Raw genomic sequence first — 21,589 nt, forward strand, 5'->3', positions numbered from 1 at the left:
CCAATACACAACAAAAACTATGCCTTTAAGTTGCGGATTCGGGCTATTAAAGGCGGATGGGAATAGTGAACAAAAACATACGCGGAGTGCGGAGTAAGGTTACTCAAGCTTTTCTTGGACAACTTTTTAAGGGAGCTGATCAGCGGCATAGCGGCGAAGGTGTTTTTGGCATAATCATCCGCCTGAAACTCGAACTTTCTGGATAGATAGTTCATGACCAGGCCCGTAATTTCAGAAATGGGACTGTACAGAATCCCAAATCCTATCAAGGCAGCATGAAAACTAGGTTTGGAAACACCGATGGCCAGAGACATATTGGGATTATTAATAAAAAGCGAAAGGATGAACAAAGTAAGGCCGGTCAAAAGTACCGAGGCTATAAGATTGAAGATAATATGCTTACGTTTATAGTGTCCTACCTCATGGGCCAGGACTGCCACAATTTCATCTTCCTCCAGGTCATTGATCAAAGTGTCGTATAGGGTGACCCTTTTTTCCCTTCCAAATCCTGAAAAGTATGCATTTGCTTTGGTGGAACGCTTGGAGCCATCGATTACAAAAATGTTTTTAAGCTCAAAACCCACTTTCTGTGCATAGGATTCTATCTTTTCCTTAAGGCTTCCTTGCGCCAAAAGCGTCTGTTTGTTGAACAAGGGAACGATCAATTTACTGTAAAAGAGGTTCATGAAAACTGTAAAAACCGCAATCACTACCCATGCATAAACCCAAAAATCCGTACCTGCCCATTGAAAGAACCAAATTACCATAGCTAGAATCCCCCCGCCTAAAAGGGCCAAGATCAACCACCCTTTTAGTTTATCCAGGATGAATGTTTTTTTGGTGGTCTTATTGAATCCAAATTTTTCCTCTATAACAAAAGTTTGGTAAAAGGAAAAAGGGGTAGTAATCAAATCACTGCCTATAAGAATTATACCAAAAAATAAAAGGGCCTGGAACATGCTATTATCGGTCAAGGACCGCGTAATGGAATCGATCCATTCAAATCCCCCGAACAGTAAAAAGCCCAACGTAAGTACAAGGGAAAAAGTGGAAGTCAGCAATCCAAAGGAATAATTGGTCTTTTTATAATCTTGGGATTTTTGATATTCTTCCGCATCAAACAGATTGTCCAGTTCTTTTGGAACCGGATCGCCATATTTTTTGGCATTTAGGTAATCCAAGATCGTCTCAACGGAATATTGAACAATTAAGATGCCAATGATAATGTAGAAAAGTATATTCATATTGGTTTGGTATTCTTTGTATTCAGGCTTTGGTGTTTATTTAAGCTACAGGACGTAAACCTCAAAGACCTCTTTGCCTCAAACCTTCAAAGATAAGTATTGCTGCGGACACCGAAACATTAAGGGAATCGATTTGCCCGGCCATGGGGATCACGATATTTTGTTGGGAGTGCTCCAACCATTTCTCGGAAAGTCCCGTAGCCTCGGTTCCTACAACCAGTGCCGAGGGTTTGTTGAAATCTATGTGGGTATATATTTTAGAGGCGGTAAGGGCTGCGCAAAGGATAGATATATTCTTTTTCCTTAAGAAAGCAATGGTATCCGAAGTGCTGGCCATGGCAATTTGGTTGGTAAAAATAGTCCCGACGCTAGAACGGATGATATTGGGATTATAGAGATCGGTCTTTGGATCGGCTATAATCAAGGCATCCAAGTTGGCCGCATCCGCGGTACGCAGCATGGCACCGATATTACCCGGTTTCTCTGGAGCTTCGGCTATGAGGATAAATGGGTTTTCGGTACGTAAAACAATGTCCTCCAACCTATGGGATTTAGCTTTGGCAATAGCCAAAATGCCTTCTGTGGTCTCTCGATAGGCCAGCTTTTTATAGATTTCATTGGAAACGTGGATAAATTCCGGTCGAGGTCTTAGATTCTCCAAGGATTTCAAGAAGTCCTTATCGTCACATACCTCAGGATAGATCAATAAGGTCTCCAGTTCAAATTTTCCTTTTATTGCGAGTTGAACCTCTTGCTGGCCCTCCAATACAAAAAGTCCTGTTTTCCTTCGTTCACGGGATTTGTCCTTAAGGGCCAAAACCTTTTTAACAAGTGGGTTCTGAAGACTATGTATTTGTTTAACCTGGTCCATCGACATAAATGTAATGCAATCCAGGTTACCAATTCATAGGCTAATCATAAATGTCATTAATCAGGTCCTAAAAGGGAGCGGAAAGAGTAGGACCTTTAACATAAAAAAAGGTTAAAAATCCTTGTGGTAAAATTGACCTCGCCATATTTTGTTTAATTTAGGCCATAATGTATTTTAAAGGGATTCCTCCTCATCCCGGATACCATAACGGATTTTCAACCCAATACGAACAACATGCCAACGTACACCCTAAAAATTAACGGTGAAGACAGGTCCGTGGATGTTTCCTCGGACACTCCATTATTATGGGCTTTACGAGATCATATAGGTCTTGTGGGCACCAAATATGGTTGTGGAATAGGCCAATGTGGAGCCTGTAATGTCCATGTGGACGGAAACGCTATTCAAAGCTGCTTGGTACCTGTAGCACAAATGGAAGGAAAGGAAATTACTACCATTGAGGGTCTTTCAGAGGATGGAACCCATCCTGTCCAAGAAGCCTGGAAAGAAGTAGATGTGCCACAATGTGGTTATTGCCAAGCCGGGCAAATAATGACGGCTTCCTCTTTTTTGGATAAGAATCCAAACCCTACCGAGGATGAAATAAAAAGTGCCATGCATGGCAATATTTGTCGCTGCGCGGCTTACAACCGTATACAAAAAGCGGTTGCCCTGGCTGCGGAAAAAATAGCCAAGTAACCTTAAATCAAAACAATATGTCAACCACAATATCCAACTCATTTAGTAGAAGGGCCTTTTTACGAACCTCTTCCCTGGCGGGAGGTGGAATGCTTATAGGGTTCAATCTCTTTACCGCTTGTAAGAACGAAGCGAAAATGCCCGTGGACATTGCCAGTCTAAATTTCAACGATTTTAATGCCTTTATCAAAATTGCGGATAATGGAATGGTTACGATTTACTCGCCTAATCCAGAAATTGGACAGGGGGTAAAGACCTCCATGCCCATGATTATTGCCGAAGAGCTCGATGTCCCATGGGACGAGGTTCATGTAGAACAGGGTATATTGAGTACGAAGGATTATACACGCCAAGTGGCCGGTGGAAGCCAGTCCATTCGTCATGGATGGGACGCCCTACGGCAAACCGGTGCTACTGCCAAGCAGATGCTGATTAATGCCGCTGCCGCAAAATGGGGTGTGGATGCCTCGGAATGTACGGCCAGTGGCGGAGTAATAACAAATGCCAAGGGGGAAACCCTGGGCTACGGGGATGTAGTAAAGGAAGCCGCCATTTTGGAAATTCCAGATGAGGTTGCGCTTAAAGACCCCAAAGACTACACAATAATAGGTACTGACGCCGGTAACGTGGATATTGAAAAGATAGTGACGGGAAAACCGTTATTTGGGCTGGATTATAAAACCGAAGGCATGGTAATTGCCTCCGTCTTGCGACCTCCGTCTTTTGGGAAAAAACTGGAATCTTTCGATGATAGCTCGGTCAGAAAAATGGAGGGCGTAATCGACGTAATACGATTTGGAGATTTCAAAGGTGGAGGCGATAAAATAGCCGTTTTAGCGAACACTACTTGGCAAGCTATGAAGGCCAAGGAAGCTTTAAGCGCTGAATGGAGTGATGGTACCCCGATGGAAAGTACATCAAATCACGATAAATTATTGACCGACTTACTCGATGGGACTTCATTTAATACACTTCGAAAAGACGGGGATGTGGAAAAAGCCTTTAGAAATGCGGACCAAGTAGTGGAGCGTACCTATGGGTCTCCCTTCTTGCCCCATAATTGTATGGAGCCCATGAATTTTTATGCCGATGTCTCCGCTAACAAGATTCATTTAGTAGGTCCGATACAGACTCCTGAGCGAACAGCAGCACGCGTGGCGGAGCTTCTAGAAAGAAATAGTGAGGAGGTTCATCTGGAGATGACACGTATGGGCGGTGGTTTTGGAAGAAGGTTATATGGGGACTTTGTGATGGAGGCCGCTGAAATATCTCACTTGGCAAAAAAGCCGGTTAAAGTCGTCTATTCTAGAGAGGATGATATGTCCGCAGGAATTTATCGTCCGGCCATAAAGTATCGTATCAAAGCGGCCTTAAAGGATGGCAAGATTTCAGGTTACCATTTAAAGGAAGCCTCCATAAATAGTAATATGTACGGTCTGATCCCGAACTTTTTCCCGGCAGGGGCCTTGGAGAATTATCAAGTGGACGTGGCCAAATACGATAGCAACATAACCACTGGTGCCTGGCGTGCGCCTTACACCAATTTCCTTTCCTTTGCCGAGCAAAGTTTTTTTGACGAGATTGCCGAAACATTGGAAATAGACCCGGTACAGATGCGTTTGGATATGCTACAAAAGGTGAAGGGTACCACGGATGAGCGCATCCAATATTCTGCTGAGCGCATGGAGGATGTAATTAACTTGGCCGTAGAGAAATCCGGATATGGTAACCCAAAGGATGGTGTCTATCAGGGCTTCTGCGCGTATTATTGTCACAATACGCACGTAGCCGAGGTTGCGGACGTATTAATTGAAAACAATGAGCCAGTCGTTAAGAAAGTGATTGTTGCCGTAGATTGTGGTATAGTGGTCAATCCGCTAGGTGCGTTGAACCAAATTGAAGGCGGTGTCGTTGACGGAGTAGGGCATGCCATGTATGGTAATTTTACTTTTAAGGACGGTGCTCCGGAGATGAATAACTATGACAGGTATCGCCTCATTCGCATGAAGGAAGCTCCCAAGGTGGAGACACATTTTGTAAAAAACACCTTGAGCCCTACAGGGCTTGGGGAACCAACATTGCCCCCGGCTGGGGCCGCGGTTTCCATTGCTATGAAAAAGGCAACGGGCAACCGTATGTATAGGCAACCTTTTGTGGAAAATATGGTGGAAAAGGAAATTATAGGATAGTATTGGATGGAAGTATTGCTTTTTGGAATTGCCAAGGACATTGTGGGAAGCACACAAATGGATCTATCCGAATGGAAACACCCACCTTCATCGGTAGGTGAGCTTAAGGACTTTTTGTGTAGCTCTTTTCCTGAATTCGGTAAATTGTCCTCGTTGGCGGTAGCCGTAAATAGCGAATATGCCCAAGATGCTGTTATTTTGGAAGCCGGCGACGAAATAGCTATAATTCCGCCGGTAAGTGGAGGTTGATGGAGAAGCCGATTATTGAAATCGTTGATATAATAGATACCTCGCAGGTGTATGGGGAACTTGCCCATGCCGGTAGCGGAGGTATCTGTGTTTTTGTAGGTTCTGTTCGGGAATTTACCAATAACGAGGAAGTGGTTTCCCTGGAATTTGAAACCTATGCGAAGATGGCGATTAAAGAGATGGAAAAAATTGCTATTGAAGCCTCAAATAAATGGGTATTGAATAAAATTGTAGTTCGGCATGCCGTGGGTGTCAAAAATGTTCAGGAGCCCGTGGTGGTAGTCGGAGCATCGTCGGCCCATAGGAACGATTGTTTTGAGGCCTGTCGTTTTTTAATCGACACTTTAAAAGAAAGAGTACCCATCTGGAAAAAGGAAATATTCAAAAATAAATCCGTTTGGGTTTCCGCACATCCATAATAGGGGTTGTGTCCAAACCATAAGTTGTATAGGAACTTGGTAGGTTAGGGGTATTGGAAATCTGGTTTTGCTATGGATATCAAACTAAATATGGAGCCATAAACTTTCAAAACTTTTAAACGGGTAAACATATCAATTTTTTATAGCTTAAATTTGGATTTGAACTTGAATGGATAATGCTCGTAGACAATCACAATAGACGAATAAACTATTTGCGACTGGCGGTTACCGATCGGTGCAATCTGCGCTGCAATTATTGCATGCCGTCAGAAGGCATCAACTTTGCAAAAAACGACAAACTGTTTACGCTGGAGGAATTGGCGCGCCTAGCCTCTATTTTGGTCTCGCAGGGTATCGATAAGATTCGCATTACCGGCGGGGAACCCTTTGTACGTAAAGATCTTATGGTGCTTTTACGCCACTTGGCGGTCTTAGAGGGATTGAATGAAATTTCGGTGACCACTAACGCTACACTTATAGGACCATACATAGATGAACTCAAGCAATTGGGGATTACCAATATAAACGTGAGTTTGGATGCCATTAATAGAGATACCTTTGAGCGGATCACCCGTAGAAATCAATATGATGTGGTACATGATAATATGCTTAGACTGATTACCGAAGGTTTTAATGTTCGCATCAATTTCATTGCTTTGGACGGTCAGAATACCCAGGATATCCTGCCTATTTTAGAACTTACCAAACATTTTAATGTTGCCGTACGGTTTTTGGAAGAAATGCCATTTAACGGAGGAAGTCGCTCTTTTGACACGATTTCCTGGGATTACAAGCGTATCCTGGCCTACATAAAGGAGGCCTATCCAGAGTATTATCAATTGGAATCGCCAAGCACATCAACCTCAATTAACTATAAAATCCCAGGTTTTAAAGGAACCTTTGGGGTGATACCGTCATTTAGCCGTACGTTCTGTGGAACCTGTAATCGGCTTCGGATTTCGGCTACTGGTGATGTTATCACTTGCCTTTATGGTAAACCTAAAATGAACCTTAGGGATATTCTCCGTGGAGAGAATTCCGGGGAAAGGGTAAAGGAACATATCCGGTCTGCTATAGGGAGCAGGGCAAAAACCGGTTTTGAAGCACAGCAGGAAAATAGAGGAGTCTTTAAAAGTTCAATGACTTCAATAGGTGGATAATGAAAGGGAAACTCTCACATGTGGACGATACCGGAAAGGCCAAGATGGTAGATGTATCCAAGAAGGATGCTTCGGTACGATCAGCGACGGCTTCTGGAAAAGTAGAATTTCCTCCTGAGGTTTTTGAGATTTTATCAGGGAAGGATTTTTTAAGTAAGAAGGGTAGCATTATACAAACTGCGGTGATAGCAGGAATCCAGGCGGTAAAGAAGACCTGGGAACTTATTCCGTTATGTCATCAGTTGAACCTTTCCACGATAGACATTACCATTGTGCCTATTGAAAATGCCTTACAAATCAATTGTAAAGTGAAATGTACCGAACGTACCGGAGTGGAAATGGAGGCTTTGACCGGAGTTTCGGTTAGCGCGTTGACCATTTATGATATGTGCAAGGCGTTGTCCCATGACATCAGAATTACGGATGTGCGGTTGAATGAAAAAACAGGTGGAAAACATGATTTTAAAAGATAAACTCTATGGATTGGTCCTTTCCGGTGGAAAAAGTACGCGGATGGGAAAGGACAAAGGGCAAATTACCTATCATGGAATTCCCCAACGTGAATACCTGTATCATTTATTGGATGGGGTCTGTGAGAGGACTTACATAAGTATCCGAAAGGAACAGGAAGGAGAAATTAAGGCGGAATTTAAAAGTATTCCAGATCAAGATAAATATAGAGGCCCTTTTAACGGTTTGTTATCGGCCCATAGCCAATTTCCTGACGTGGCCTGGCTCGTTTTGGCCTGTGATCTGCCCTTGATGGATGAGGTTTCATTACGACAATTAGTTTTGGCAAGAGATCCGGACAAAATGGGGACAGCCTTTGCACAAGAAGAAGACCCCTTGCCCGAACCACTTTGTGCTATTTGGGAGCCAGAGGCGCTTCGTTCTTCCATCGCATACTTAGCACAAGGTAATGGAACCTGTCCCCGTAAATTTTTGATAAACAACGAAGTTAAGTTGGTATTTCCAACGAATCCCGATGTACTACTTAATGCAAATTCCGAAGAGGAGTATAAGGAGGCCCTTGGGAAATTGGAGACTACATGAACGGAGAACGCTACATACGGCAGACCATTTTAAAGGATTTTGGTCCAAAGGCACAAGAACGCTTGTACAAATCCAAAGTTCTTGTAGTTGGGGCCGGAGGCCTGGGCATCCCGGTATTGACTTACCTTAACGCCATGGGCATTGGCACTTTGGGTATTGTGGATGGTGATAGCGTTTCGGGTTCCAATCTACATCGGCAGGTGTTGTATGATGAAACGGATATTGGCCAATCCAAGGTTCAGGTCGCTATCCGAAAATTGAGAGCTCAAAATTCGAGCACTCAATTGATTTCCTTTGAACAGTTTTTGACCGTGGAAAATGCGCTGAGAGTCATTGCCGATTATGATCTTGTTGTGGATGCCTCGGATAATTTTCCCACCCGGTATTTGGTAAACGATGCCTGTGTTCTTTTGGGAAAGCCTTTTATTTATGGCGCACTACATGGGTTTGAAGGTCAGGTGAGCGTTTTTAACCATAATAATGGACCTACGTATCGATGTCTGTTTCCGAATATGCCTGGACCGGATGAGGTTCCGGATTGTAATGCAAATGGCGTTTTGGGGGTAATCCCAGGGATAGTTGGAAACCTTCAGGCCTTAGAGGCGGTAAAAGTATTGACCGGAGTAGGAGAGGTGCTTTCCGGAAAGCTATTGCTTTTTGATGGACTTTCCCAAAACTTTCAAAATATCAAGTTTTCGTTAGTTCCCGATAATCAGAAAATCAATGAACTTAAACCAGCATACGATTTTGAATGTACCACGGAGATAAAATCCATTCAAACTTCGGAATTGGAACAACTTCTTGAGATGAATTCTGTTCAGTTAATCGATGTACGTACGCCAAAAGAGTTTCAAGGATACCACTTGGAAAAGGCGCATCATATTCCGTTATCCGAGTTGGAAGAACGTAAATCGGAAATTGATTTTGGGAGACCGGCCTACTTCATTTGTCAATCCGGTATAAGAAGTCGGAAAGCCATTGAGAAACTTCAGGAATTGAATACAGAGGCGGAATTGATCAATGTCAAAGGGGGGATGAACAATCTAAAGGCGTATGTTGCTAAGTATTGAGAGCTTGGTGCTACTTTGCTTGGGTTTTTTTGTAATCGCCACCTTGTATTCCTCCGTTGGATTTGGAGGCGGATCTAGCTATTTGGCGCTGTTGACCCTTTTTTTTGTTAGTTTCTTTGCCATTCGTTCCATAGCCCTTATCTGTAACCTGGTCGTAGTTTCGGGAAGTACCTATCTCTATTTTAAAAATGACCATATTCGTTTAAGGAAGTTTATTCCATTTGTCATCACCAGTATTCCAATGGCCTTTTTGGGGGCCTCCTTCCGGTTAAAGGAGCAGGTGTTCTTCATAATTTTGGGATGTTCATTAATTGTTTCCGCTATATTTTTGGCCTGGCAGACGTATACCATTGTAAACGATACGGATAGAGTAAAAAACTATCCCGGCTATTTGGACTATATTATTGGTGGTGCCATCGGGTTTTTATCCGGTCTGGTGGGTATTGGAGGAGGTATTTTCTTGGCACCTGTACTCAACCACATGCGATGGGACGTTCCTATAAAAATTGCTGCTTTGGCCAGTTTTTTTATTTTGGTGAATTCAATTTCTGGGATAGGGGGGCTCGCATTGGCCCACACCTTGGAACTTCCTTTAAGGGAGACCTTGATCCTCACGGGAACTGTACTTTTAGGGGGACAATTGGGCATTCGAATAAGCTTAAAAAAGATGTCGCCTAAAGGCATAAAGCGCGTTACCGCGATTTTGGTTTTTGTTGTTGGGGTTCGGGTATTGTTAAAAAATGGATTGGAACTGATATGATTTCATTTGATGAAGCCTTTGAGAAAGTAATGCAGCATACCCAAAATTGGGCTGTGCAGACTGTGGACTTACTGGAAAGTACCGGCCGTGTTTTGGCCGAACCTGTTCTGGCGGATCGGGATTTTCCTCCTTTTGACCGTTCGACCAAGGATGGAATAGCCATACATTTTTCGGCTATTGAAAAAGGGAGGTCCACTTTTCAAATTGAAGGGGTATTGAGTGCGGGGATGCCGCAACAATCACTGAGTTCAGCAGATCATTGTTTTGAAATCATGACAGGAGCCGTTGTTCCTCAAAATACGGATACCGTTATCATGTACGAACAAGTAACCCTTGAAAATGGAAGCGCTACTATACAATCCATTCCCAAAAAAGGACAGAATGTCCATAAAAAGGGCAGTGATGCGATTACCGGAAAGGTTTTACTGCAGCCGGACTGTCGTATCACAGGAGCAGAAATTGGTATTTTGGCCACAGTAGGAAAATCCCACGTATCCGTGAAAAAGTTGCCTAAGGTTTGTGTTATTTCCACAGGCAACGAATTGGTGGACGTTTCAGAAATTCCGCTTCCCCATCAGATTCGAAAATCGAATACCTTATCCCTGTATGCCGCCCTGTCCAAGGAAAATATAATACCTGAACTTTTGCATTTGACCGATGACAAAAAAGTAATACAAGAAAATATTGCCAGGGTATTACAAGAAAATGATGTAATCCTATTGAGTGGCGGAGTCTCCAAGGGAAAGTTCGATTTTATCCCGGAGGTTATGGAATCCTTGGGTGTTGAAAAGGTCTTTCACCGCGTAGCTCAGCGCCCGGGCAAACCATTTTGGTTCGGGACGCAAAAAGAATGCAGCACGGTAGTGTTTTCTTTTCCTGGAAATCCGGTTTCTACCTTTGCCAACTACCATATCTACTTTGCGCCCTGGTTTTATGGTTGTATGGGATTGCCTTATCCAAAAAAAGAAGTGGTTTTGGATCAACCTATCCGTAATGATTTGCCATTGACCCGTTTCGTTCAGGTCAAGACCTATGCTGAAAAGGGAAGACTATTTGCCTCGCCTATAAAAGATGGGGGTTCCGGGGATTTGGCCAGTCTCTCCAAATCCGATGGATTTATCTGCTTAAGGCCTAGGGAACATACATATGAAAAAGGGGAGTTGGTTCCTGTATATGATACCTAATCTGTACTAGTATTGGACCTTAAATTCAAGAAATTCCTCAATGGAGCGGCCAGTGAGGCATTAATAGTGGGTATCAAGAAATTTTTATGCTCAAAAATCCACCACGGTAAAAAACCAATCGCCCTCCATTGCTATACCGTCGTTATCGTAGATTTGAACCGTAAAGCCCCCGACCGTTTGAGAAATGACTTCAATGGAAGCGGCACCGGTGTTCAGCAAGCTTAGTTGTACCACATAGTCTTCGGAACTGGCATTGGCCGTAAAAAAGATTCGATATTCACCAATACCCATGGAATTTGTTGTCAGCACATTGGCCCCGTTGACAATAACACTTTCGTTCATTTTTCCGAGTGCATGAAATGGGCCGGTAGATACAATAGGCGAAACCCAATCTGTACCTGTATTTGTGGCACTAAGGAGCTGGCCCGGAGTACCACCGTCCCCATCTGAATCCAAAAGTTGGCCATCTATGCGCAGATTGCCACCAATATGTAGTTTTGCCTGTGGTAAGGCCACGTTTACCCCTAGGTTTCCCGCTCCGGAAAACACCAAATTTTGATTGTTCAGGTCATAGGTGCGGTTACCTCCGGTTTGGGTCAAATCGGTATTGGACAGGTTGTTAAAGTCGGTCAGGGGTACGCTTAAAGTTCCTGCATCGTCCGTGATGTTGAGGTTGCCGCCATTGACCTCAAAAGTGGAGTTATCTCCGTTCGCCAAATTGCTAACATCTATGATTACTTGGTTCCCCGTCCCCTCATTGATGATCAAATCGTTACCTATGACGGTACCGTCAACAATTAATTCGTCGCTTGGGTCTCCACTTCCCAAAATAGGAGCCAGGTCTATGGTATTGCCTCCCGTCAAAGGATTGGTCAGCATTAACCGGGTTCCCGATAATTCCAAATCGGTAAGTTCGTTTTGGGCATTGGTATCGCCGTCATCATAAAAGGCACCGCCATTATCGGTAATAACATTTCCGGGGGCCGTACTTACGCCACCCGCCCCGCCCTGGGTACAAAGGTTGATCCATACCGCACCGTCATAAGCATACACACAACCTACCTCGGCATTATAGACCAAAGCCCCGGCCATAGGTGACAAACGGTTCATTTGTTGGGTAGTTACACGGGTGATGACCAGTGCCAGTTCGTTGCTTTCCAGTTCTAAGAGCGAGCCGCTATCAATGTTTTGTGGATTGTCCCCTATTTTTATCTGTGAAAACAGTTCCGTACCTGACCAAAAGGTCAAGCATATTAAAAGGGGTAAAACCCTTAAAATAGGTATGTTGGAATGCCGGGGGAACATATAGACAAAAATAGAATTATCTCCATATAATCCTAAGGAATTTGGGATGAAAATCAGTGGCATTCTGTAGAAATCGCTAGTCTTTTGTTCCTATGGTAACATTCTATTGAAATCAGGAGCAAAAGCATGCTTTTTTTCTTAAAACCTAAAAAGAACAGCACCCTACCTGAATTGTTTGGACGGGGTGTGTCCGTGACACTTATGGTCTACACCAATCTGATGCAGCAGAGACCTCGATTATTGTGGCAATCCACAGGGTGGCGGCTTTATTTACCATAAAACTTTGCATAGTGGGCAGCGAGGACTAAAACGGCCATAAAGTACCACTACCTATTTTGGATACTAAAACATTTTCTTTTGCGTTAAGGAAGTAGTAAAAGATCCCCCTCTTATGAACATTCTTATTCCCCCGATCAAGCCTGTCTTGTCTATTTTTATTATATGCTGTTTGTGTTCCTGTGGCGCCTTGGTAAAGGCAAAGGTCAACAGATATGCCACTGTTGAAAAAGGGGCAATTCCCAAAGATTTTGGTAAGGATAGTACCACCCTACTTTGTGTTGTCCATAAAAATAGCTACAACAAATACCTGAAAAAGAATATTAAAAAATTCTACCAAGGTCCATATGCTTTGGTGGACATAAGCGAACTTAAGTCCAGCAAATACCAGGACACCCTGCAATACCGTTATGTCCATGATTTTACGTACAAGAGCTATCGGTACTGGAGCAGCAATGAAACTATTTATGGCCCGGGAGGAGGCTATGGTACTGGCCATAAAAAATGCTTCTTTGTGTATGACAGGGTTGAAGGTAAGGAATACCCGCTACAAGTAGCATCCAGCTTTTGGAGTAAACTCCAAAAAGTATACCTTAAAAATTTAGAAGCACAACGGGTTAAAAACCAAGGTAGTGTTACCATACACTAAAGCTTTTTATTCTTAGCTAGGTCCCGGATCTCCGCCAAAAACTCGCTGCCGGGTTTGATATGGAAGTTGGGTCTAAGTGTCAAGTCAAGCATAATCTTACGCCCGAAGCCTTGTTCTTTTCCGGTTTTACATCATTATAAAAAACGCACGTAGCTACGGCTATGCTTGTTTTTTTTAATTTCCTAAAACACGAAAAATTACATCGGCTTAACCGAAATCTTATGCTTGAATCGACACTAGGGTAATCTCATTTCCTGCGGTAAGGCGGAGGTTGCCGTTGGGTTCCACCACGTTCTCGTTTACGGTATTGGCCACGCTGATATAGTCATAGGCCTCAAAGGCGATCTCCCGATCGATCAGCATGGTACCGAAGTCCCAGAAGTCCTGTAGGTTCCTATCGCGGTCCACGGGATCCACGGTGCCGTCGGAGCTGTTCTCGTATACGGCCAGGACATTGCCCTGGGCATCGCGTACACAACATCAATAAAATTTTTAATGCACTTATACATGATACTAAGACCAAAAAAGAGTATGTGCCTTAAAAAAAGAGGGCGACCGATCGGCGGCCGTGGCTTTTCCCTTCATTTTTTCTTAATCTATGTCATGAATTGTACAACTTGCGTTAGCGAAGCAACTCTCCGCAAATCTATCGTACATCCTTGATACTAAGCCCGATTTTTTGACAGTAGCTTATCAATTCAGTTAAATCCGAACCAACTAGCTCGTCAAGTTCTTCATCTTTCTTAGTAATCAAACTCAGTTCATATGTAAAGCTCATCAACAATTCTGTTCCTGTAAATGAACTCTTTTTAATCTCAATCAACTCATTAGCCTTTTCCGAACTAACTGAATTAACCTTAATAATAATCTTATCTATTTTATCTAAATAATTCAAAGTCACTTCTTTTTTATAACATGAAAACTTTGTAATTCAACTGCTCCAGAAGGTGTAACAACTTCGATTCCACCTCCAGAATTTGTAGCACTGCCAGGGGCTGCTGGTGCAGGTCTCGTAATAAAATTATTACCTTTATTCAAAGTTCCTATTTCTATGAAATCCGCATTTTCAATATTCTCAATTGGTATGCCATATTTCTTCGAAAATGCCTGTGGATTTTCCAATGGATTTTCTAATGCCCAAAATTGTGCCTCAGCAGCGTGACTTTTACCCAAGGTGCCTATTCTATAAAGACTTCCTCCATTTTCAACTATTACCCGAGCTTCTTGAGCCGATTTCGTTGAAGATTGAATAGCTGCACCATAGGGAGTATCAATGGAATTTACCTTTGTTAAATTCTTTAGCCGATTTACTTTTGCTACCTGAGCTGCACCATATGCCTCTAAAAGTGGTCCTCCAACTTCTAAGGCATCTTTAGAGATTCTATTAAATGCTGTAGAGTTATCCTCGGCATGAGTGTCTCTTCTATGAATTGCCCATAGTAATCCGAGCTTATGCAAAGGATCAAATCCTCTTTCTTCCATTTTTGCTGCCAGCCATGCCTCATCATCTGATTTTCTCTGCTTAATCGATTCAGGATCTACATAACTAACTATAATTTGCTGCTGTTTTGAGACCACTTAAATGACCGTCATTATATGCTCTAGCCTGCGAGTATTTTTGTTTATTGATAAAGGTATTGTCCTTTACTTTATAATTGTAAACTTCAACAACAAAATCGCCTTCTCCATCATCAGATACTGCAGATATACTCCTCGAAACATACCAATCCCCATTCTGATGTTGATCCCAATAGTTTATAACTGTCTTAGCTTCTAATCCTTCTAGCTCGGCACCATCAATGACCCTATTTGAACTAAACACATATGGCGAGTTCCAGGCATAACTATCTTCTAACGGATCTCTTGCAAAGAACCTTCCCACCCTTGGGTCATGCATGCGGTACTTATAATTTATAGAGTTACCCTCGCCCTTGACCTCGTTGTCCATTTCCTGTCCCTGAAAGCCATAACGGTAGTCCCCACTGTTGCCGTGCCTATTCGGCAGCAGCATACCAAAGGGATAATAGTCATTGTAAGCAACAACATCGGGGCCAAAGCTCCCATCCGCGTTGCTCACCTTCCTATCGGTAATGACTGAGAGTACGTTCCCCAGATGGTTGCTGAGTTCATAGCGTTTGTCGCTTACCTTGTTTTCAAAGAACGTCCTTTCCAAGATAGGCTCTTCCTCCAGGATTTCCAAATTTTTCCGTTCCATTCCCAGGCGGGAACTACCATAGATATGGTGCTCGGTGAGGAAGAGGCCCTCCCGGCCGCCATTGCTCTCGCCCAGGTCCCGGATCTCTGCCAAAAACTCCGAGCCGGGCTTTATATGGAAATTGGGTCTAAGTGTCAAGTCAAGCATAATCTTGCGCCCGAAGCCTTGTTCCTTTCCGGTTTTACATCATTATAAAAAACGCACGTAGCTACGGCTATGCTTGTTTTTTTCAATTTCCTAAAACACGAAAAATGACATCGGCTTAACCGAAATCTTATACTTGAATCGACACTAGGGTAATCTCGTTTCCGGCGGTAAGGCGGAGGTTGCCATTGGGCTCCACCACGTTCCCGTTTACGGTATTGGCCACGCTAATATAGTCATAGGCCTCAAAGGCGATCTCCCGATCGATCAGCATGGTACCGAAGTCCCAGAAGTCCTGTAGGTTCCTATCGGGGTCCACGGGGTCCACGGTGCCGTCGGAGCTGTTCTCGTATACGCGCCAGTCCAGGGATAGGCCCTCGGCATGGTCCGACCAGTATAGTGCTAGTCACAAACGAGCACTGGCGCTCACTCGGGCGCCAGCGGGGAGACATATACAAGAAAACTATTCTCCAGTATCTTTAGCTAGCCGACCAACCAAAGTAACTATACCTATTATGCCGATGACAAGTGGAATATATCTGACAAGATAAAATACAATTATAAAAGCACCTAAATATTCCTTGTTAGAACCATGCCCAAGTATATAAAGTGGTAAAAATTCCAAATAGCTATCAACAAAAAAAAGAAAAGACACCAAGGTTATCGACAACAATAATTCATTTCCGACTATTATGCCTGTCCCATTGAGATGGGTTGTCTTTTTTAGTATAAAAGTGATAGCAAAGGCATATATAAAAAAGTTCAATATGTAGCTAAAAAAGAACGCCATGTTATTCGTTTTCCAACATTTTTTCATAATAGCCTTTCTCATCTTCGTCCTCTCCTCCAAAAATATAGTTCAGTAACCGTTTGCCTCTACCATTATACTGTTCTATAGTGACTTGCTTCATATGCTCGGCATTATTAACATCCAATTTTTGGTCTGTCATTTCTGCTCTTTTCCATTTTTTGTACTCTACGATCATCCCAAAAAGTTTTTGTGCGTGACGTGAGGTCATTTTGGCTTCTTCACTAATCTGTCTGGTTGTTATTGGGTCTATCAGGTTGGGGTTCTTGGTCAAGGCATTCTGCAAGGAAACATTCCTGAGAAGAAGTATGATATCACCTTCATAGATTTGATCCCTCACGTCCTCAAGCGGATTCAGGTAATCATCAAAACCATCTTGGGAAATATCATGCTCCTTCGCAAAAGCATCTTGAATGTCATTTGGCCTTTCCTCAAAATTGTAGCCAGCATCGACTAAAGGTCCACCAACAGTAATACTGCCTCTTCCAGAATATATTCCGTTTCGACCAATTCTAGCTACAAAATCATTCGCTGGCTGTGCAACCTCCCATAATTGTACCCCTGTGGAATTAAATGACCCATCATCCTGTCTTACAAAGTATTCATATTTGACCCCTCTTCCTTCCGGGCCAAAAGATTGGGAATACTCTTTATAAAATTCGTCTGCTGAAACATGATGATATTTTTTGATGAAGTAATCATCAAGATTCCTAAAATCTTGTGCTATGACCTGTTGAATGAAATTCCCATCCCTATCCAAATAAACATTGACTTTGAAGTATTCAAGACCTTCCAGTTCTATCCCGTCAATGACCCTGTTCTCCGAAAACGCATAGGGACTGTTCCAAGGATAGCTTGGGCTTAGAGGATCCACGGCAAAAAACCTACCCACCCTTGGATCATGCATCCTGAACTTGTAGTTTATGGAGTTACCCTCCCCCTTGATCTCATTGTCGAGTTCCTGTCCCTGGAAACCGTACCTGTAATCACTGGTATTGGCATGCCTGTTCGGTAGAAGTTGCCCGAAGGGATAATAGTCATTGTAAGCGACAACATCGGGGCTAAAACTACCCTCGTTATTGGCGACCTTGCGGTCCGTAACGACGGAGAGTACGTTTCCCAGATGGTTGCTTAGTTCATAGCGTTTGTCGCCTACCTTGTTTTCAAAGAACGTCCTCTCCAAGATAGGGCCTTCTTCCAGGATTTCCAAATTTTTTCGTTCCATCCCTAGGCGGGAACTACCATAAATATTGTGCTCAAAAAGGATTGAATAAAAATTAAAGTGGTCCGCCGTCAAAATATTCAACTATTAGATTATTAGAGGAATCAAGAGAAAGATAATAGGAACCCTCAATTCCCTTTAATCCAAATAAATGATAAACTTTATCTCTTTCAAATTTAAAAGGCATTCTATCGAAATCTTCAGATTGATTATTTTGGTCTATAATTTCAAGTTTTTCCTTAACTGTCAAATTCTTCAATGAATCCTTTTCCACATAATCGAAAATCACATGGCACTTTTCCCAACTATAGCCATCATTGATGTTATTAAATACTACTTGTTTTGAAGGTTTTCCAGTCCCTGTAAATGAGCAACAATACCTATCCAGTTCAAAATAGTTATTTGGTTTTATACTATCCCGTGAGTGTATAGCAATTGAAAAAGAATCAATTCTCTCACCTTTTTCACTTATAATTTTTGTCTTAGTAATTTGATATTGATTTTGGGGATTTATAAAATCAAACGCCTTGTATGTAAAAAGAAAAATACATGAAATTGTTGTCAAAATGACTATTATTAAAATTCCAACTCTTTTAGATTCTCTTTCGATTTCCATTTAATCCTATTTGTCTTTGAATTTGGCATTATCAGAAGGTTCCGGCAAAGGAGCATCTTTCACAATTTTATTGTTTTTGAAAAGGTACATCTGTTTATTATATTCCTGTTCGGATATTTTTCCAGACTCAAGCATATTTCCTAACTCTCCTACTTTTATAGTGATAATACTGGAAAATAAATACATTGCATCACCTACAAAATCCTTGGTTTCTTGGCTTACCGGTCTATTCGTAAACGGAGAATTTACTACCAGCCTTTAATCTGTTCAACTGATAGGTAGCCATAGTTGTCCATCTGTATTACAACGGACTTTTCATCAGTATCCAACAGGCTCGTCATCATCAGTCGATAAACGTGGTTGTACTATCCGGCTTAGGGTAAAACTCTACAAAATGGTAGATTTCATTGATTTTCTTAAAGCCCTCCTTGGGCCGATGTGAACGTTTGGAACCTGTGATTACAAAAGTGGTATCATTCAAAATTACTCCTAAACTTGTATAAGCATAATTCTTTCCTCCATGATACCACTGCTCAAAAATTATGCTATCACCTAAAATTTGGTATAGCCCCCAGTTAAACTTGATTTTGTGAACTTTGTTAAAGTATGACTGATTCAATTTTTTGTTGATATTAGAAGTGCCATTTTCATCAAATGTTCCACTCCAAAGTGTTATTCCACTTTCGAAAAGAAATAACGTTTGATAATTGCAAAGGGCTTTTGAATCGTTACATATTGAACGGATATAATACCCATCCAATCTTAGTTTCTTGGAGCTATTTATCTTTCTATCCATGGTCAATTCCTCATCCTTGCCCGTAACCAGAAAACAAGATACAAGACTCAATAAAAACAATAAACAGAATGAAGTAGTAAGCCGATGTATCATAAAATTACTCATTGGAGATTTCAATAAATGATTTTGATTCTTTGTCAATTACCTTGAAGCGCGGGCTTTTGCTTATCCTATCATGAACAATTTTGTTCTGTATCAAATCCCTGAGCTTTTCAGAGTCAGTGCCCACTTTGAAGGGGCCTATACCGAAATATCCGATTCCTAAGCGTATATTGTCAGGGTTATCGCCAGTGTCTGGATTTAACCTATAGGTGCCAAAAGGACCACTATCTGGAGACTCGAAATCTATATTTTTCCTTCTTTCAAATTTGTCTAACCCAGGATCTCCCGTGCCCAATTTAAACCCTGTGGAGAAGGGCCCCAGGTTTATATCTACTCTTGCCGTACGAAAGCGGTCGCCGCCATCGCCAAGCTCGGCCGGTAGAATATCAAATGGATCCAATTTGTCCACCAGGCCTGGGTCGAACCAGTCGTTCTCATATTTGGCATTTATTATAGGGCTCCCAATAGTTACTGTCCCTGTAGTCTGTGAGGTCTCGCCGCTGTTATAGACCTTGGATTCGACGGACAACAGCCCAGATAGATAGGATACTTCCTTCGAGTTGGTTGTCTCTACCACGGGTCCGTCCTGCAACGCGTCATCGGCAAAGAAGGTCGCACTGTAGTTCTTCCTTATGCTGAAGGGCAATATCTTCGGCAGGCCAATGGACGTCTCTACCCCGATGCCGGTTTCATGTGTTCCCACCTTATGGGTGAACCTTACCGTAAATGGTGATACAAGCTTTGCGAGATCATAAAGTATCTTTGGCTCTTGACCTTCCTGTTCCGTTGCATCGATCACTCGATTTCCACTGAAGGCATAAGTCGAGTAGTACGGATACTCATCTGCCAACGGATCCACCGCAAAGAACCTTCCCACCCTGGGGTCGTGCATACGGTACTTGTAATTAAGAGAATTGCCTTCACCTTTGAGCTCGTTGTCCATTTCTTGTCCCTGGAAGCCGTAGCGGTAGTCTGAGAAGCTCCCGTGCTTCCTTGATAGCAGCGATTTATAATGAGACACCGTAATCTTTGCAGAATAAGTATACATTTAACCAGATAGATTTAACATGGAAATTATCATTAAATACCCGCCTCCAATCAATGCTGCTATTCCAACACTTAATCCCCTGACATCTATATAGTCTTTAATTCCTTTTCTTACCATTTTTTTTGTTAAGTAAGAACCGAAAATGACTAAACCTATTCCCAAAATCAATTCTCCAAACACTGCCATAATCATAATTTGCTAGATTTGTTCTTTGGTGTTACTTTTCATCTTCATTAGCTTTTTCTATACCAATGCCAATGGATTGTTTCATAAGCTCATTCATAAAATCGGCAACAGCTTTACCAACCTTTTCATTTATCTCACCTTGGCTGGCTTTGGGAAAGGCTTTTTTGATTTGTTGGCCAAACCCTGCTGATGCTCCTTCCAATACTAACCTACCTATAGCTTGATGGTTTTTTCCCTCGGAAAAATCCAAAACAACATTACCAATAAGTCCTATACCACCTATTACTTCACCTCCCAAAACTACCAAACCGGATAGTCCCAATGTTTCGGGGACGGCTACAATACCTAGAATTACTGCGGCATCTCCAATGTTCTCAAGGGAATTTGAAGTTTCCCTACCGGCCCTGACCAAGCTCTCTTTTCCTAACTGGTCGATGCTTTTCCTTTTGCCGTCATCATTGTAGAGCTTGTCCACTGTCTCAGAATCCAGCTTTTCATCGAAGCTCAGGAACGTCTTATTCTCGGTCTGTATGATTGATAGCGTTCCGCTATCGGGAAATGTTCCGGTACTAAGTTCAGTGAATCTTTCTTCGCCCCTGAACCAAGTGAACTTTTGGGGATCGAGGCCTTTCCTGAAAGCCTCATAAAAATTGCTTATCTCGCTATATCCCCTTTTTGATTTTAGAGGCAGTTCTCTGGTCCCTGTATCATCCGTAATTCGAATCAATTGTTCAGCTCCTTCCAACTCAACGGCATCTATGACACGGTTGCCACTGAATGAATATGGTGAATAATATGGATACTTTGCTGTTAAAGGATCAATGGCAAAGAACCTACCCACCCTTGGATCATGCATCCTGAACTTGTAGTTTATGGAGTTACCCTCCCCCTTGATCTCATTGTCGAGTTCCTGTCCCTGGAAGCCGTACCTGTAATCACTGGTATTGGCATGCCTGTTCGGTAGAAGTTGCCCGAAGGGATAATAGTCATTGTAAGCGACAACATCGGGGGCAAAGCTACCATCGCCGTTGGTGATCTTGCGGTCGGTAACTACGGAAAGTACGTTCCCCAGATGGTTGCTGAGTTCATAGCGTTTGTCGCCTACCTTGTTTTCAAAGAACGTCCTTTCCAAGATAGGCCCTTCCTCCAGGATTTCCAAATTTTTCCGTTCCATCCCCAGGCGGGAATTCCCATAGATATGGTGCTCGGTAGGGAAGAGGCCCTCCCGGCCGCCATTGCCCTCGCCCAGGTCCTGGATCTCCGCCAAAAACTCGCTACCGGGCTTGATATATGTAAACTTCTATCAGTTTAAAGACAGGCGCTA

General features: G+C 42.6%; 25 protein-coding genes. 11 read left to right on the forward strand and 14 right to left on the reverse strand.

Annotation, left to right across the window (positions count from 1 at the left end):
* Positions 1–17: 17 nt before the first annotated feature.
* Together D7Z94_RS23755 and D7Z94_RS23760 are read right to left on the reverse strand one after the other, a co-directional pair.
* Positions 18–1,244, reverse strand: a complete 1,227-nt coding sequence (locus tag D7Z94_RS23755; protein WP_120714146.1) for a M48 family metallopeptidase — start codon at positions 1,242–1,244, stop codon at positions 18–20.
* 61 nt (positions 1,245–1,305) lie between these two features.
* Positions 1,306–2,115, reverse strand: a complete 810-nt coding sequence (locus D7Z94_RS23760; protein ID WP_120714147.1) for a TrmH family RNA methyltransferase — start codon at positions 2,113–2,115, stop codon at positions 1,306–1,308.
* A gap of 234 nt (positions 2,116–2,349) precedes the next feature.
* Between D7Z94_RS23760 and D7Z94_RS23765 the strand changes: the two genes are divergently transcribed.
* From D7Z94_RS23765 to D7Z94_RS23810, 10 genes are all read left to right on the forward strand, one after another.
* The gene (locus D7Z94_RS23765) at positions 2,350–2,814 is read left to right on the forward strand and encodes a (2Fe-2S)-binding protein (protein WP_120714148.1); all 465 of its coding nucleotides are present in this window, start codon (positions 2,350–2,352) and stop codon (positions 2,812–2,814) included.
* Positions 2,815–2,831: 17 nt separating this feature from the next.
* Positions 2,832–5,003 carry a xanthine dehydrogenase family protein molybdopterin-binding subunit gene (locus D7Z94_RS23770; protein ID WP_120714149.1) on the forward strand — a complete coding sequence of 724 codons (2,172 nt, stop codon included), beginning with the start codon at positions 2,832–2,834 and terminating at the stop codon, positions 5,001–5,003.
* Positions 5,004–5,009: 6 nt separating this feature from the next.
* On the forward strand, positions 5,010–5,252 hold the full coding sequence (locus D7Z94_RS23775) for a MoaD/ThiS family protein (protein ID WP_120714150.1): 243 nt from the start codon (positions 5,010–5,012) through the stop codon (positions 5,250–5,252).
* On the forward strand, positions 5,252–5,671 hold the full coding sequence (locus tag D7Z94_RS23780; protein ID WP_120714151.1) for a molybdenum cofactor biosynthesis protein MoaE: 420 nt from the start codon (positions 5,252–5,254) through the stop codon (positions 5,669–5,671). The genes D7Z94_RS23775 and D7Z94_RS23780 overlap by 1 nt, the downstream gene beginning before the upstream one ends.
* A gap of 176 nt (positions 5,672–5,847) precedes the next feature.
* Positions 5,848–6,831, forward strand: coding sequence for a GTP 3',8-cyclase MoaA (gene moaA, locus D7Z94_RS23785; protein WP_120714152.1), 984 nt, complete (start codon positions 5,848–5,850; stop codon positions 6,829–6,831).
* The gene (gene moaC, locus D7Z94_RS23790; protein WP_120714153.1) at positions 6,831–7,304 is read left to right on the forward strand and encodes a cyclic pyranopterin monophosphate synthase MoaC; all 474 of its coding nucleotides are present in this window, start codon (positions 6,831–6,833) and stop codon (positions 7,302–7,304) included. Before moaA ends, moaC begins: the two co-directional genes overlap by 1 nt.
* The gene (locus D7Z94_RS23795) at positions 7,288–7,884 is read left to right on the forward strand and encodes an NTP transferase domain-containing protein (RefSeq protein ID WP_120714380.1); all 597 of its coding nucleotides are present in this window, start codon (positions 7,288–7,290) and stop codon (positions 7,882–7,884) included. The genes moaC and D7Z94_RS23795 overlap by 17 nt, the downstream gene beginning before the upstream one ends.
* Positions 7,881–8,954, forward strand: a complete 1,074-nt coding sequence (locus D7Z94_RS23800; protein ID WP_120714154.1) for a HesA/MoeB/ThiF family protein — start codon at positions 7,881–7,883, stop codon at positions 8,952–8,954. The genes D7Z94_RS23795 and D7Z94_RS23800 overlap by 4 nt, the downstream gene beginning before the upstream one ends.
* Entirely contained in the window at positions 8,938–9,714 is a 777-nt protein-coding gene (locus D7Z94_RS23805) for a sulfite exporter TauE/SafE family protein (protein ID WP_120714155.1), read from the forward strand. Before D7Z94_RS23800 ends, D7Z94_RS23805 begins: the two co-directional genes overlap by 17 nt.
* Positions 9,711–10,898, forward strand: coding sequence for a molybdopterin molybdotransferase MoeA (locus D7Z94_RS23810; protein WP_120714156.1), 1,188 nt, complete (start codon positions 9,711–9,713; stop codon positions 10,896–10,898). The genes D7Z94_RS23805 and D7Z94_RS23810 overlap by 4 nt, the downstream gene beginning before the upstream one ends.
* Positions 10,899–10,988: 90 nt before the next feature.
* Here the strand turns inward: D7Z94_RS23810 and D7Z94_RS23815 are convergent, their stop codons facing one another.
* On the reverse strand, positions 10,989–12,266 hold the full coding sequence (locus tag D7Z94_RS23815) for a hypothetical protein (RefSeq protein WP_158594717.1): 1,278 nt from the start codon (positions 12,264–12,266) through the stop codon (positions 10,989–10,991).
* Between the two features lie 328 nt (positions 12,267–12,594).
* Between D7Z94_RS23815 and D7Z94_RS23820 the strand changes: the two genes are divergently transcribed.
* Positions 12,595–13,128, forward strand: coding sequence for a hypothetical protein (locus tag D7Z94_RS23820; RefSeq protein ID WP_120714158.1), 534 nt, complete (start codon positions 12,595–12,597; stop codon positions 13,126–13,128).
* A 219-nt stretch (positions 13,129–13,347) separates the two neighbouring features.
* Here the strand turns inward: D7Z94_RS23820 and D7Z94_RS23825 are convergent, their stop codons facing one another.
* From D7Z94_RS23825 to D7Z94_RS23885, 11 genes are all read right to left on the reverse strand, one after another.
* The gene (locus tag D7Z94_RS23825) at positions 13,348–13,545 is read right to left on the reverse strand and encodes a hypothetical protein (protein ID WP_120714159.1); all 198 of its coding nucleotides are present in this window, start codon (positions 13,543–13,545) and stop codon (positions 13,348–13,350) included.
* A gap of 229 nt (positions 13,546–13,774) precedes the next feature.
* Positions 13,775–14,023 carry a hypothetical protein gene (locus D7Z94_RS23830; protein WP_120714160.1) on the reverse strand — a complete coding sequence of 83 codons (249 nt, stop codon included), beginning with the start codon at positions 14,021–14,023 and terminating at the stop codon, positions 13,775–13,777.
* Positions 14,024–14,025: 2 nt separating this feature from the next.
* Positions 14,026–14,706: a hypothetical protein gene (locus D7Z94_RS23835; RefSeq protein ID WP_120714161.1), complete on the reverse strand. Its 681-nt coding sequence runs from the start codon at positions 14,704–14,706 to the stop codon at positions 14,026–14,028.
* Positions 14,675–15,490, reverse strand: coding sequence for an RHS repeat domain-containing protein (locus D7Z94_RS23840; protein ID WP_120714162.1), 816 nt, complete (start codon positions 15,488–15,490; stop codon positions 14,675–14,677). Before D7Z94_RS23840 ends, D7Z94_RS23835 begins: the two co-directional genes overlap by 32 nt.
* Positions 15,491–15,617: 127 nt before the next feature.
* Entirely contained in the window at positions 15,618–15,815 is a 198-nt protein-coding gene (locus tag D7Z94_RS23845; RefSeq protein WP_120714163.1) for a hypothetical protein, read from the reverse strand.
* A gap of 463 nt (positions 15,816–16,278) precedes the next feature.
* Positions 16,279–17,520 carry an RHS repeat domain-containing protein gene (locus D7Z94_RS23855; RefSeq protein WP_147415980.1) on the reverse strand — a complete coding sequence of 414 codons (1,242 nt, stop codon included), beginning with the start codon at positions 17,518–17,520 and terminating at the stop codon, positions 16,279–16,281.
* Between the two features lie 52 nt (positions 17,521–17,572).
* Positions 17,573–18,133, reverse strand: a complete 561-nt coding sequence (locus D7Z94_RS23860) for a hypothetical protein (protein ID WP_120714166.1) — start codon at positions 18,131–18,133, stop codon at positions 17,573–17,575.
* A 343-nt stretch (positions 18,134–18,476) separates the two neighbouring features.
* On the reverse strand, positions 18,477–19,034 hold the full coding sequence (locus D7Z94_RS23870) for a hypothetical protein (protein WP_120714168.1): 558 nt from the start codon (positions 19,032–19,034) through the stop codon (positions 18,477–18,479).
* Complete coding sequence (locus D7Z94_RS23875; protein WP_120714169.1) at positions 19,027–20,079, reverse strand: polymorphic toxin type 23 domain-containing protein; 1,053 nt, start codon at positions 20,077–20,079, stop codon at positions 19,027–19,029. The genes D7Z94_RS23870 and D7Z94_RS23875 overlap by 8 nt, the downstream gene beginning before the upstream one ends.
* Positions 20,080–20,265, reverse strand: coding sequence for a hypothetical protein (locus D7Z94_RS23880; protein WP_120714170.1), 186 nt, complete (start codon positions 20,263–20,265; stop codon positions 20,080–20,082). It abuts the gene before it with no gap.
* A gap of 31 nt (positions 20,266–20,296) precedes the next feature.
* A complete protein-coding gene (locus D7Z94_RS23885; protein ID WP_120714171.1) occupies positions 20,297–21,532 on the reverse strand; it encodes an RHS repeat domain-containing protein in 1,236 nt (411 codons plus the stop codon).
* Positions 21,533–21,589 lie beyond the last annotated feature (57 nt).

The sequence above is a fragment of the Ulvibacterium marinum genome (assembly GCF_003626755.1).
Classification (GTDB): Bacteria; Bacteroidota; Bacteroidia; order Flavobacteriales; family Flavobacteriaceae; genus Ulvibacterium; species Ulvibacterium marinum.

Coding starts and splice junctions, on each gene's coding strand:
- D7Z94_RS23755 (WP_120714146.1), bottom strand. CDS start 1,244: ATGAATATACTTTTCTACATTATCATTGGCATCTTAATTGTTCAATAT.
- D7Z94_RS23760 (WP_120714147.1), bottom strand. CDS start 2,115: ATGGACCAGGTTAAACAAATACATAGTCTTCAGAACCCACTTGTTAAA.
- D7Z94_RS23765 (WP_120714148.1), top strand. CDS start 2,350: ATGCCAACGTACACCCTAAAAATTAACGGTGAAGACAGGTCCGTGGAT.
- D7Z94_RS23770 (WP_120714149.1), top strand. CDS start 2,832: ATGTCAACCACAATATCCAACTCATTTAGTAGAAGGGCCTTTTTACGA.
- D7Z94_RS23775 (WP_120714150.1), top strand. CDS start 5,010: ATGGAAGTATTGCTTTTTGGAATTGCCAAGGACATTGTGGGAAGCACA.
- D7Z94_RS23780 (WP_120714151.1), top strand. CDS start 5,252: ATGGAGAAGCCGATTATTGAAATCGTTGATATAATAGATACCTCGCAG.
- moaA (WP_120714152.1), top strand. CDS start 5,848: ATGCTCGTAGACAATCACAATAGACGAATAAACTATTTGCGACTGGCG.
- moaC (WP_120714153.1), top strand. CDS start 6,831: ATGAAAGGGAAACTCTCACATGTGGACGATACCGGAAAGGCCAAGATG.
- D7Z94_RS23795 (WP_120714380.1), top strand. CDS start 7,288: ATGATTTTAAAAGATAAACTCTATGGATTGGTCCTTTCCGGTGGAAAA.
- D7Z94_RS23800 (WP_120714154.1), top strand. CDS start 7,881: ATGAACGGAGAACGCTACATACGGCAGACCATTTTAAAGGATTTTGGT.
- D7Z94_RS23805 (WP_120714155.1), top strand. CDS start 8,938: ATGTTGCTAAGTATTGAGAGCTTGGTGCTACTTTGCTTGGGTTTTTTT.
- D7Z94_RS23810 (WP_120714156.1), top strand. CDS start 9,711: ATGATTTCATTTGATGAAGCCTTTGAGAAAGTAATGCAGCATACCCAA.
- D7Z94_RS23815 (WP_158594717.1), bottom strand. CDS start 12,266: ATGCCACTGATTTTCATCCCAAATTCCTTAGGATTATATGGAGATAAT.
- D7Z94_RS23820 (WP_120714158.1), top strand. CDS start 12,595: ATGAACATTCTTATTCCCCCGATCAAGCCTGTCTTGTCTATTTTTATT.
- D7Z94_RS23840 (WP_120714162.1), bottom strand. CDS start 15,490: ATGCTTGACTTGACACTTAGACCCAATTTCCATATAAAGCCCGGCTCG.
- D7Z94_RS23855 (WP_147415980.1), bottom strand. CDS start 17,520: ATGGAACGAAAAAATTTGGAAATCCTGGAAGAAGGCCCTATCTTGGAG.
- D7Z94_RS23860 (WP_120714166.1), bottom strand. CDS start 18,133: ATGGAAATCGAAAGAGAATCTAAAAGAGTTGGAATTTTAATAATAGTC.
- D7Z94_RS23870 (WP_120714168.1), bottom strand. CDS start 19,034: ATGAGTAATTTTATGATACATCGGCTTACTACTTCATTCTGTTTATTG.
- D7Z94_RS23875 (WP_120714169.1), bottom strand. CDS start 20,079: ATGTATACTTATTCTGCAAAGATTACGGTGTCTCATTATAAATCGCTG.
- D7Z94_RS23880 (WP_120714170.1), bottom strand. CDS start 20,265: ATGGCAGTGTTTGGAGAATTGATTTTGGGAATAGGTTTAGTCATTTTC.